Source organism: Nodosilinea sp. P-1105 (assembly GCF_012911975.1).
Taxonomy (GTDB): Bacteria; Cyanobacteriota; Cyanobacteriia; order Phormidesmidales; family Phormidesmidaceae; genus Nodosilinea.
Map to the genome: position 1 here is coordinate 102,888 of NZ_SMDQ01000009.1, position 12,061 is coordinate 114,948.

Annotated in this window: 10 protein-coding genes; 4 read left to right on the forward strand and 6 right to left on the reverse strand. The window is 57.3% G+C overall.

Features of this window, described 5'->3' with window-relative positions:
• Positions 1 to 12: 12 nt before the first annotated feature.
• Both cobA and coaE read left to right on the forward strand, forming a co-directional pair.
• Positions 13 to 1,671, forward strand: a complete 1,659-nt coding sequence (gene cobA / locus E1H13_RS06310) for a uroporphyrinogen-III C-methyltransferase (RefSeq protein WP_169612551.1) — start codon at positions 13 to 15, stop codon at positions 1,669 to 1,671.
• Entirely contained in the window at positions 1,647 to 2,240 is a 594-nt protein-coding gene (gene coaE, locus E1H13_RS06315) for a dephospho-CoA kinase (RefSeq protein ID WP_169612552.1), read from the forward strand. Before cobA ends, coaE begins: the two co-directional genes overlap by 25 nt.
• On the opposite strand, the gene E1H13_RS06320 is transcribed toward coaE, so the two are convergent.
• Genes E1H13_RS06320 through E1H13_RS06335 form a run of 4 tightly spaced genes read right to left on the reverse strand, consistent with a single transcriptional unit; the run spans position 2,190 to position 6,944 of the window.
• Complete coding sequence (locus tag E1H13_RS06320; RefSeq protein ID WP_169612553.1) at positions 2,190 to 4,727, reverse strand: hypothetical protein; 2,538 nt, start codon at positions 4,725 to 4,727, stop codon at positions 2,190 to 2,192. The genes coaE and E1H13_RS06320 overlap by 51 nt on opposite strands.
• Before the next feature lie 6 nt (positions 4,728 to 4,733).
• Positions 4,734 to 5,186, reverse strand: a complete 453-nt coding sequence (locus E1H13_RS06325; protein ID WP_169612554.1) for an SRPBCC family protein — start codon at positions 5,184 to 5,186, stop codon at positions 4,734 to 4,736.
• Positions 5,187 to 5,229: 43 nt separating this feature from the next.
• The gene (gene rsmA / locus E1H13_RS06330) at positions 5,230 to 6,075 is read right to left on the reverse strand and encodes a 16S rRNA (adenine(1518)-N(6)/adenine(1519)-N(6))-dimethyltransferase RsmA (protein ID WP_169612580.1); all 846 of its coding nucleotides are present in this window, start codon (positions 6,073 to 6,075) and stop codon (positions 5,230 to 5,232) included.
• A 59-nt stretch (positions 6,076 to 6,134) separates the two neighbouring features.
• Entirely contained in the window at positions 6,135 to 6,944 is an 810-nt protein-coding gene (locus E1H13_RS06335) for a TIGR01548 family HAD-type hydrolase (protein ID WP_169612555.1), read from the reverse strand.
• Between the two features lie 80 nt (positions 6,945 to 7,024).
• Between E1H13_RS06335 and E1H13_RS06340 the strand changes: the two genes are divergently transcribed.
• Positions 7,025 to 7,330 (forward strand): 30S ribosomal protein PSRP-3, encoded by a 306-nt coding sequence (locus E1H13_RS06340; protein WP_347404129.1) that lies wholly within the window; start codon positions 7,025 to 7,027, stop codon positions 7,328 to 7,330.
• An 82-nt stretch (positions 7,331 to 7,412) separates the two neighbouring features.
• Here the strand turns inward: E1H13_RS06340 and atpC are convergent, their stop codons facing one another.
• The gene (gene atpC, locus E1H13_RS06345) at positions 7,413 to 7,820 is read right to left on the reverse strand and encodes an ATP synthase F1 subunit epsilon (RefSeq protein WP_169612557.1); all 408 of its coding nucleotides are present in this window, start codon (positions 7,818 to 7,820) and stop codon (positions 7,413 to 7,415) included.
• 78 nt (positions 7,821 to 7,898) lie between these two features.
• Positions 7,899 to 9,356 (reverse strand): F0F1 ATP synthase subunit beta, encoded by a 1,458-nt coding sequence (atpD, locus tag E1H13_RS06350; RefSeq protein ID WP_169612558.1) that lies wholly within the window; start codon positions 9,354 to 9,356, stop codon positions 7,899 to 7,901.
• 525 nt (positions 9,357 to 9,881) lie between these two features.
• Between atpD and ppk1 the strand changes: the two genes are divergently transcribed.
• A complete protein-coding gene (gene ppk1 / locus E1H13_RS06355; protein ID WP_169612559.1) occupies positions 9,882 to 12,044 on the forward strand; it encodes a polyphosphate kinase 1 in 2,163 nt (720 codons plus the stop codon).
• Positions 12,045 to 12,061 lie beyond the last annotated feature (17 nt).

Consider the following 12,061-nt stretch of genomic DNA (forward strand, 5'->3'; position numbering starts at 1 on the left):
GGGTGATCGTTGATGACAGGGGCAGAGCAACAGATGGGCAGGGTATACATCGTGGGGGCTGGACCGGGCCGCCTCGATTACCTGACGCTGCGAGGCTATGGCCTGTTACAACAGGCGCAGTGTCTAGTGCACGATGCCCTGGTCGATCCCAATGTGCTCACCCTACTCTCTCCCCACTGCGAAACCATTGACGTCGGCAAGCGGGGCGGGCGACCCAGCCCGGCCCAGGGGGATATCGACCAGTTGCTGGTCAACCTCTGCCGCCAGGGACGGCAGGTGGTGCGGTTGAAAAGTGGTGATCCGTTTATCTTTGGCCGTACCGCCTCAGAGGTGCAGGCTTTGAAGGCAGCCCACTGTCCCTTTGAAGTGGTGCCAGGGGTTTCCTCGGCCCTGGCCGCCCCGCTGTTGGCGGGGATCCCGCTGACGGACCCGGTCTGGAGCCACGGATTTGGGGTGGTCACAGCCCATAACCCAGATCTGCTGGACTGGCCCTCCCTGGCGCGACTGCATACCCTGGTGATTTTGATGGGTAGCCGCCACCTGGAGGAAATTGTGCGCCGCTTGCAGCACAATGGCTGTCGGGGCGATATGCCGGTGGCGATTATTCGCTGGGGCGGCCACGACCAGCAGCAGGTGTGGGAAGGCACGTTGCTCAGCATTCGCCAGGTAGTGAAGGGGCAATCCCTGTCCCCCTGTGTGATGGTATTTGGCGAGGTGGTACGCCTACGTCCCTACCTGATGCCCGACCTCCCCACTCTTCCATCCCTGGAGGGCGGACACACAGGTACCGCCCCTACCGTTGCCTTTCCCCCCCCATCCCCCCATCCCCCCATCCCCCCATCTCCAGAGGGCGGACACACGGGGACCGTCCCTACCGCCCCACCCCTGACCGGCAAAACCATCCTGATCACCCGCTCCGCTGGCCAGTCCAGTTCCTTCACCGACCTGCTCACGGCCCGAGGGGCCAGGGTGGTTGAGATGCCAGCCCTGGAAATTCGCCCCCCCTCTAGTTGGGACTCGGTGGATCGGGCGATCGCGGCGCTCTCCAGCTTTCAGTGGCTCATCATCACCTCGGCCAATGCTGTTAACTTTTTCCTCCAGCGTCTGTGGGACCAGGGCCATGATCTGCGGGCCTTGGGGGGGCTAAAGATTGCGGTAGTGGGTCAGAAAACCGCCGCCGTACTGCAGCAATGGCGGTTGAGCCCTGATTTTATTCCCCCCGACTTTGTGGCCGACTCGCTGGTGGAAACCTTCCCCGAGTCGGTAGCCGGACAGCGGATTTTGTTTCCCCGGGTGGAAAGCGGTGGGCGAGAGGTGCTGGTGCAGTCGTTTTCCGTCGCTGGGGCTGAGGTAGTGGAGGTGGCGGCCTATGAGTCGGGCTGTCCGTTAAGGCCAGAAGCCAGCGCGATCGACGCTTTGCGCGATCGCCAGGTGGACGTTATCACCTTTGCCAGTTCAAAAACCGTAGGGCACACTAGCCAACTACTGGAGCAGGGGCTAGGCCCTAACTGGCGACAGTGGCTAGCAGGGGTAGCGGTGGCTTCCATTGGCCCGAAAACCTCGCACACCTGCCGAGAACAACTCGGGCGAGTGGATATTGAGCCAGCAACCTATACCCTAGATGCGCTTACGGAGGCGATCGCCGCATGGGCCAGCGGATCATCGGACTAACCGGCGGCATCGCCACAGGCAAATCCACCGTGGCTGACTATTTGCAAACCACCCACCAGCTACCGGTGCTGGATGCCGATATCTATGCCCGCCAGGCGGTGTCACCAGGGTCGTCGGTGCTGGAGGCGATTCAAGCCCGCTACGGGGTGGCCATGGTGACCCCAGATGGCCACCTCAATCGGTCCCGGTTAGGGGATCTTGTCTTTAACGATCCCACCGAAAAGACCTGGCTAGAGCAGCAGATTCATCCGCTGGTGCGCCAGAGCTTTACCATTGCTATGGCGGCATTGGCCGCAGAGCCAGTGGTGGTGCAAGTGATCCCACTGCTATTTGAAGCAGAATTGACCGACCAGGTGACCGAGATTTGGGTGGTGACTTGTCCCCCAGAGCAGCAGCAGCAGCGGCTGATGGCCCGCAATCACCTTACCCCAGCCCAAGCAACCGCCCGCATTCAAAGCCAAATGCCCCTGGACCAAAAAGCCGCCCGGGCCGATGTGGTGCTCGACAATGCCACTGATTTAGCGTCCCTTTTCCGTCAGGTGGATCAGGCGTTGCAACGCCGCCCCTAAGGCCTCTGGGGCCAGGGCGTTGGCGACTCGGCTATGGGCACTATAGGGACAGGTGGTGGTAGGCCCCTGACGCTGTAGCCACAACAGGCAGAGGGCCGTGCGGCCGGGGACGTCAGGCCATAGACCCTGCTGATTAGATAAATCGACCACCGCCTCTAGGGTGGTGTGACGTTCCAGCCAGTGGCGTAGGGGGGCACTGTTCGTCTTGGCCCAAAAGGGGTCCAGCATCACCCCACAGCGCCCCCCAGGACGCAGTAACTGCACTGCCCGCTCCAGAAACAGCCGCGACCAGTAAAGTCGTCCCTGGCTTTGGGCGGCACAGGGATATTGGCCCGAGCGGCGGAAATATTTGTCTGGCAGGGCAAACTGACCGCGATAGTGATCCCAGGCGGTGGCCAGGTCAGGGGCAATGGCTAGCACCTGGGGGTGGTTATGCAGAAAGGTGGAAGGGGCCACCCCCTTGGCCTGGAATAAATCCTGATAGAGGTCGATAAACTCAGTGGCGGTGGGCTGTACCGTCCCACCCGGGAAATGGCTGAGAATGATGTCGAAGCCCCCCTGGCCGTCGGCTTGTGGCTCAGAGATGCGATCGCGCAGTAGATCGTGAAAGTAAAACCCCCAATGGAAGGGGTTGACCGCTTCCACATCGGCGATCGCCAGGGGGCGAGTCTGGCGGGACCCGGCACTATCGGCCACCCGAATGCTGAGCTGTTGACTGCCTTCGCTCCACAGTAGATGGGTGAGTTTATCCTGGGCAATGCGGTTGAGGTCGTCCAAGCGATCGCGCAAAAAGTCCGCCTGGGCATAGGTCGGCACACTCCCCGCTTCCGCCAGCAGGCGGGTCTGGCTACGGTAGTGCTCTAGGCGCACCTGGCGCTCGGCCAGGACTGACTGGTAGGTATCGGCCAGCAACGGCTGCAGCAGATTCCCCTGCAACGGGGGCGCATGGTTGGCACTCCGCCGCCCTTTGGCCGGGATCTGGTCAAACCGTTCCGAGTCAACCCGCACGAGCCCAATCAGGGCATTGCCCTGCAACAGGGTCAGACTCAGATCTGGCAGGCGGGCCAGGTCCTCGGGCGCTTGGCTGTACGCCACCCCCGTCAACCAGAGGCCCAGGCGGGCCAGTTCCACCGCTGGTGGCCACAGGTCAAGGCCGTAGAGGCTGTGCCCCGCAAACTGACCATATAGGGCAAGGGGGGACGGTTGGACCCAGTCGGGGACAGCAGCGGTGTGATCGAGGTCGGCAATGGCAATCAAGATCTGGGCCAAAGCCATCAACTGCTCTAGGCCCCAGCCGAGATAACGTCCAGAGCCACAGGCTGGATCCAGCACAGTGATCTGCCCCAGCCGCTGGAGTAGGGCCCCCGCCTGGGCCGGGGAAAGGCTGAGCCACAGGTTCTCCAGCGATGGCGGGCGGTAGCCCAGCAGCGGTTCAGCCCAGTCCAGCAGGGTGGCCTTGAGGGTGCGATCGCAGAGGGCCCAGGCCCCTGGCTCTGGGGTGATCAGGGAGGTACCGCTATGCTGGTTGACAGCGGCCTCCAGAAGCGGGCGCAACTGATACACCAGCGGTGTAGCGGTGTCTGGGGCCAAATCCCCCAACCAGGTCAGGGCTGGCTCAAAGGCGCGATCGCCGAGGGGAAGTTGACCCCAGCGTCGATCTAAGTCTCCTGGGGTGAATGGCCCAGTGGGCAAAAAGGGGAGGGGGCCCAACTGCTGTTGGATCAGCCGCGATCGCTCCTCCAGCGGTAGCCCCAGCCCCTGATGACACAGCGGTTGCAGAATATCTTGAAAAAATCGGTCTGCCCCCCGCTGCTGACTCTGGCCAAACTGGTTATGCAAGTACCACTCGTCTGCCGCCAAAAAGCCCCGCCGCTGCAGCGCCACCAGGGCAATTAAACGGGCTAAGAGCACCACGGCATAGTGATGACGATCGGCAGCTTGGGGAATCGCCCCCAGGGCCTGGCCCAGGCTCTGCCAACTGGACAAAAACTCCTGCACTTGGGCTGGGGTCGGGGTCACCTCTAGGGTGTTGAGCGCCTTGTACAGGGGAGTTGCGGGGCGATCGGCTTGGAGTCGCAGCAACTTGGTGGCCCAGGGGAGGCTACCGACCCCGACTATCCCACTGTGAGTCCGCCAGTGGGCCTGGGATGCCACACTTCCCCGCCAGTACCAGAGACAGCGCTGACCGGCCGCATCCTGCCAAATCACGAGCGGATCGGGGTAGGCGGGGGTGAATGCTTCAACCAGGGCAGGGCCTGTGGATGGAGGCCCAGAAGGGGCTGACCAGGGAAACTCTCCTGCCGCCGTCGCTCCGGTGACCAAAATCACCGCTGCCGTCTCGCGACGAGCCAGCACCCGTACCGATCCCGGTAGGTCTGGGGGCAGGTCTGGGGCTTCAGGGGCCGCCCAACCTAAATCGTCACGAAATAAGGCTTCAAATTGCCCCCGGGCCAAGCGCGTTTGAATCTGCTGAACCGTTAGCCCCATCACCCCTTAAGACGACTGTTGCTGTTTGGCCGCCATGGCATAGTCCCGGAATCGATTCAGGTCTGACTGTAGGGTGGCTTCTACTAAGCGCCCTAAAAATAGACCATCCATCCATTTAACAATCGTTGGCACCGCATAGGATACGGTCAGTTTCACCGTCGATCTGCCCTCTTTGCGGTCATAAAACCGAATCGCCCCCCGGTTCGGTAGGCCATCAATCGCTTCCCACTGAATAATTTGATGGGTGACCAGGTTGGTGATTTTAGAACGCCAGGTAAACTCTAACCCCCGAGACGCCAGCTTCCATTCCGACAGTTCTGGATTATCTTCGGGCACCCGCACCGAGTCAATCCATTTCATCCAGCGGGGCATTTGCTCTAAGTCGGACCACAGAGCCCAGGCAGTTTCCACAGGAATATCCACGTCTACCACCACGCTATGGTCTAACCAGTCGCTCATGATTGTTCCTCTGCCATGAATGAAGCCACTTGTGTCTAGGATACTAGGATTCCTCCAGGTTTTTGTTGCCCTGACCGAGCTGATTAGCCAGGGCCACCCACTGGTCCACACTCAGATCTTCGGCCCGAGCGGTATCGGCAATGCCCAGTTGAGTCATCAGGGTGGTCAGGGAATCGCGATCGCAGATTCCCTTTAAATTATTCCGCAGCATCTTGCGTTTACTCCTAAACCCCAACGTCACCAACTGGTTTAGCCCCTCGGGGTCCACCGCTGGGGTGGCCAGGGGCCGAGGAGTCAGCTGGACCACGGCCGAATCTACCTTCGGCGGTGGCCGAAAAGCCTTAGCCGGTACTGGGCACACCAGCCGACAGGCCGCCAAATACTGCACCCGCACCGATAACGCCCCAAACGCCTTGGTGCCGGGCTTGGCATACAACCGCTCAGCCACCTCTTTTTGCACTAGCAGCACAATGGTGTCATAGGGGTTGGGGTTAGGGGTAGCCAGGCTACCCAGCAGCGTTTCTAGAATTGGCCCAGTAATGTAATAGGGAATGTTAGCCACCACTTTGTTGGGGGGGCCAAAGGGAAAATCTTTAGCTGGGGCGATCGCCCCTAAGTCCAACCCCAACACATCCCCCTGCACCAGACGAAAATTATCGACCTGGGCAAACTGGTTTTGCAACCGACGGCAGAGGTCCCAGTCAATTTCGACCGCCACGACGGCATCAGCTAGGGGCATCAGCCATTTAGTCAGCACCCCGGTGCCGGCGCCAATTTCCAACACACAGTCTTGTCGAGTCACCGCCGCCGCTTCTAGCATGGCGTGAAGCACCTTTTCACTGGTCAACCAGTGCTGGCCAAACCGCTTCCGGGTCCGTTGAGAAAACATCATTGGCTCAACCATTCGGCTACCATCCTTGAACCTGAAACCAGCCATACCCCGCCAAGCTATATCAATTGTCGCACCCGCTGGCTGGTCAACGCTGTGACCTGGTCAACCACAGCTTCTGCCCCGGCTGTCTGCAAAGCCGCCCCATAGCGCTGTTGATAATCGCCGCCTTTGGCTACCACATGGGGGGGCAATACCCCCACCCCTAGCCAGCGTCGCTGAGGCTGTTGCGCCTTAGCCTTGACGATGGTGTGCATATCCGCCACCGTATCCCCGGTATAGATCACCGGTAGATCTGGGGCCAGATGAGCTTGCTGAGTCAGAGTTTCCACAACCGCAAACAGTCCAGTGGGATCAGGCTTGCCAGGGGCATCTTCCATGGCCACCAGGGCCGGGTGATCTAAGCCCAGACGGCGGGTCAGCACATAGTGGGCCGATCCCCGGGTAGCACCACTAAAAAACCCCCAAGCTACCTGGCTATTGGTCAGCGCCTCAAAATAAGACCGATCGACCAGCAAAGGCTCCTCGGTAATGTAACCCGTCCATTGGTTTGGGTCAGTGGGGTCAGCCCCCCGGTAACGCCGCTGAAAAAAATCGACGATGTCGTCATAGTTCAAAGCTATGGTGCCTCGCGATCGCCCCTGACCCTCAAAATAACGATAGACCAATTCCTGGGACCCCTGCCAATCGTTATTCCAGGTCCCTTCACTCTTGAGGGCATCAATTGCTTCAGCCGTGGGACGGTAAGCCCCATCAGTGAACTGTTCCACAGTATCCGCCAGGGCTCGACGATACGACCCGCCCACATCCCGAATCACCCCATCAATATCAAAAATCAAAATTGCCCAGGATGTTGCCAAAAAAGTCATGGAATGATGTCGCAGCCTTAACGCTAAACAACAAAGATGGTAGGATTATAGACTGTAGTATTCTTAACATTACGTCGGAGGTGTGCTTGTCCAGATTTGTACTAAAGGTTCTCTGGCTAGAAAATGATGTGGCTCTAGCGGTTGACCAGGTCGTAGGTAAGGGCACCAGTCCGCTGACATCCTACTTCTTTTGGCCGCGCAACGATGCTTGGGAAGAAATGAAAACCGAGCTTGAGAGCAAACCCTGGATTGAAGAAGAAGAACGGGTTGAGGTGCTTAACAAAGCAACGGAAATCATTAATTACTGGCAAGAAGAAGGTAGAGGTAAATCCCTGACCGAGGCTCAGGATCGGTTTCCCGAAATCACCTTCACAGGTAGTTCGTGATCGGCTAACTCCTGATTGATCAGAGACTCGATTGATTCAACACCCTTAAAAAACCGCCTGCATGCAGGCGGTTTTTTGCCATTTACTTCATGCCGCCTGCGGCTTGCAACTTAGCCCGAGCCCGTTTCAGCGCTTGTTTAGCCTGAATCATCGCCTGCTTATCATCAGCGCTGGTTTGACTGAGGCGGGTTTCAGCCTCAGCATAGGCAGCTTTAGCAGCGGCTTGGTCAATGGCATCGCCACGCTCAGCCCCATTTACGAGGATGGTCACTTCGTTGCTTTCGACCTCTGCAAAGCCCCCCATCAACGCAATGGGCACCCAGGTCTTATCGGCTCGGACCCGCATCACCCCCACATCTAGGGCGGTAAGCAGGGGAGCATGGCCAGCTAAAATCCCCAGTTGGCCAGTGGTACTGGGCAGAATGACTTCCTCTGCCTCAGAGTCCCAAACGGTTTTGTCTGGGGCAATTACGCGAACGGTTAATGCCATAGCAACAGTGGGATAGGTGATCTTGAAAGCACACTAGGTGGAAGCCAGCTGAACAGGCCATCCACCTAGCAGGAGAGTCTACTTGGAGTCAGCCTTCAGCTTTTCAGCGGCTTCAAATACATCTTCGATGCCCCCCTTGAGGTAGAAGCACTGCTCAGGGATATCATCCAGCTCGCCGGACAAAATTTGTTTGAAGGCCTTGATGTTGTCTTCTAAGGAGACATATTTACCGGGGGAACCGGTAAATATCTCAGCCACAAAGAAAGGCTGGGACAGGAAACGCTCGATCTTGCGGGCACGGGCCACAATCAAGCGATCGTCTTCAGATAGTTCATCGAGACCGAGAATGGCGATGATGTCTTGCAGTTCCTTATAGCGCTGTAGGGTAGATTGCACCGCCCGAGCGGTTTGGTAGTGCTCTTCGCCGACGACGCTGGCCTGCAGCATGGTCGAAGAGGAATCGAGGGGGTCAACCGCCGGGTAAATGGCCTTAGAGGCCAGGGCCCGAGATAGCACTGTGGTGGCATCCAAGTGGGCAAAGGTGGTGGCCGGAGCAGGGTCAGTCAAGTCATCCGCTGGCACATATACCGCTTGAATGGAGGTAATTGACCCTTCTAGGGTAGAGGTAATCCGCTCTTGCAAATCACCTACATCGGTACCCAGGGTAGGCTGATAGCCCACAGCCGAAGGCATCCGACCCAGCAGCGCTGACACCTCAGAACCTGCCTGGACAAACCGGAAGATGTTGTCGATGAACAACAGCACATCCTGCTTATTAACATCACGGAAATACTCGGCCATGGTCAACGCTGACAGGCCCACCCGCATCCGAGCACCGGGGGGCTCGTTCATTTGACCGTATACCAAAGCCACTTTGGACTGGCCCAGGTCATCTACGTTGATCACGCCGGAGTCGATAAATTCGTTGTAGAGGTCATTGCCCTCACGGGTGCGCTCGCCCACACCACCGAACACAGACACGCCGCCGTGTTCTTTGGCGATGTTGTTAATCAGTTCTTGAATCAGTACGGTTTTGCCGACACCGGCCCCACCAAATAGACCAACTTTACCTCCCCGACGGTAGGGAGCCAGCAGGTCGATAACTTTAATTCCAGTTTCAAAAACCGTTGGCTTGGTTTCTAGCTCAATCAGCTTAGGGGCATCCCGGTGAATGGGGGAGGTATTTTCCATGTTGACGGGGCCCTTTTCGTCCACGGGCTCGCCCAAGACATTGAAGATACGACCCAGGGTAGGCGCCCCAACCGGCACGCTAATCGGAGCCCCCGTATCCACCACTTCCATACCCCGCACCAGACCATCGGTGCCGCTCATTGCCACCGCCCGAATCTGGGAATCGCCCAGTAACTGCTGCACTTCACAGGTAACAGACACCTGATTACCGGCGGGATTGGTGCCACTAATCTTTAGGGCATTGTAGATTTTAGGTAACTGACCACTTGCGAACTTAACGTCCACAACGGGGCCAATAATTTGAGTAATGTAGCCAACGTTTGTTTTCTCTGCTGTGGTGACCATGCTTGCGCCTATTCCGTATGATCAGCTGTTATGGCGGCTTCTATGTCACTGTTACATTCCAAAGCGCCATCATCCAGATTATCACTAGAGTGCAACCTCCAAGCCAATTGAGTTAGCTTTATCTCTCTGGTTAATGAAATAGGCAGGGTTAGAGGGATGTTCCATCGCATTGTTTAGCCGCTGCCCCCCCAACTCGGGTGGGGGTCTGAGTTGGAGTTGGAACGGATAGTCGGCCGTAAAGGCTAAGATCCTGGTGAAACATCCATAGGGTATCCCAACTAAAAAAGCATTCATTGCCAGGACGCGAACTCGGTCCGTTGGGCCGGCCCCATTGAAATTCCAGATCAGTATTTAGTTGGAACCCTCTTAGAACCTATCCGAAAAGTCACTAAAAGCGCTACTACGGTATTTCAATCCTTGATTTACGCCACATATGGTGTCTTGCTGGGTTATTCGGATAGGCTCTTAACCTAATCATCAAGTTGGTTGGTTACGATGCCCAGACGACAAAACATGGAGTCTAGAATGGCTAAGGCTGAAGCCGCTGATCCAGCGGTAACGTTGAGCGATCATCAGTACTATATCAACCGAGAGATCAGCTGGCTGGGGTTTAACGAGCGGGTCCTACACGAAGCCTTAGACCCTCGCACGCCGCTGTTAGAGCGACTAAAGTTTTTGGCGATTTACAGCACCAACCTGGATGAGTTTTTTATGGTGCGGATCTCAGGGGTGATGGAGCAGGCCGACGCTGATGTGCATCCGACCACCCCAGATGGGCTGTCCCCCCCCAAGCAGTTGGCGATGCTGCGATCGCGCCTGATTGAGCAAGTCCAGCTCCAGCACCAGACCTTTGAGCAAGACCTGCGGCCTGCCCTGACCCAGTATGGAGTTCACCTGAAGCAATACAGCGACCTGGGCCAAGAACAACAGGCTTATCTGACGGACTATTTCGAGAAACGCATCTTTCCGGTGTTAACTCCGCTCAGTGTCGATCCGTCCCACCCCTTTCCCCGCATGTCTAACCTCAGCTTGAACCTGGCGGTACGGGTGATCAATCCAGATAATGGGGTGGAGCGCTTTGCCCGGATAAAGGTGCCCGGTAGCTTGCCCCGCTTCATTAGTATGCCGGATGACCTGTGTACCCACCAGGGGAAAGACTGTCTTTGGGTTGGGGTACCCCTAGAACAAGTGATTGCTGCAAATCTGAACTATTTGTTTCCGGGTATGACCATCGGCGGGCATCACCTGTTTCGGATTACCCGCGATGCCGACTTTCCGGTACTTGAGGATGAAGCCGATGACCTGCTGCTTGCCATCGAGCAGGAAATTAGCAAGCGGCGGCTGGAAGGGTTTGTCTGCCGCCTAGAGTTGGAAAGCTCCATGCCCGAGGATCTGCGCCAGGGGATGATGCGAGAGCTGAAGGTGAAAGCCGATCGGGTCTTCGAGATCGATGGCATGCTGCACCTGGGGGACTTATTCTTCTTTTTATCTCTCCCCCTACCGGAGCTCAAGGATAAACCCTGGGCCCCCTTAGTGCCGCTGCGGCTACAGCCAGTAATTGATATCGACGACGAAGATAAAAACACTTACACCGAGCAGCCCCCGGATATCTTCCAGGTGATTCGTCAGGGGGATCTCTTAGTGCACCATCCCTATGAATCGTTTACCGCTTCGGTACAGGAGTTTATTACCCAGGCCGCCCACGATCCTCGGGTGCTGGCGATCAAAATGACCCTTTACCGCACCTCCGGGGATTCCCCAATCGTCAAGGCGCTGATTACCGCTGCCGAAAACCGTAAGCAAGTGGTGGCCCTGGTGGAGTTGAAAGCGCGATTTGACGAAGCCAACAATATCGAATGGGCCAAAACTCTAGAGGATGCTGGGGTGCACGTGGTCTACGGCATTGTGGGGCTGAAAACCCACACCAAGACCACCCTGGTGGTGCGAGAAGAGGGGGACCAGATTCGCCGCTATGTGCACATTGGCACTGGCAACTATAATCCCAAAACCTCGAAGCTGTACACCGATTTGGGACTGTTCAGCTGCCAGGAGAATTTGGGGGCTGATCTGACCGATTTATTTAATTTTCTCACCGGCTATTCGCGGCAGCAGACCTACCGCAAACTACTGGTGGCCCCTTACACCCTGCGGACATCCATGGAAGCTTTGATTCGGCGCGAAATCGACCATGCCCAAGCCGGGGGACAGGGCAAAATTATCGCCAAGATGAACTCCCTAGTGGATGCCAAGATCATTCGGCTATTGTACGAAGCCTCCCAAGCCGGGGTTGAGATCGACTTGATTGTGCGGGGCATCTGCTGTCTGCGACCGGGGATCAAGGGGGTCAGCGACAATATTCGGGTGATTAGCGTCATTGGCCAATTTCTAGAGCATTCCCGCATTTTCTGCTTTCACAACAACGACCAGCCCGAATACTACATCGGTAGTGCCGACTGGATGACCCGCAACTTGGATCGTCGAGTGGAAGCGGTCACCCCCGTGGAAGACCCAGCCCTGATGGCCGAACTTCAGGATGTGCTGGATATTATGCTGGCGGATAATCGCCAAGCCTGGGACATGGCCCCCGATGGCAGTTTTACCCAGCGCCGCCCCGCCAAAGGGGAAACAGAACGGGGCACCCACGCCATGGTTAAGGCCTATATGACCAAACGCGATCGCGATCGCTAATGCCTTCAACCTTGGAT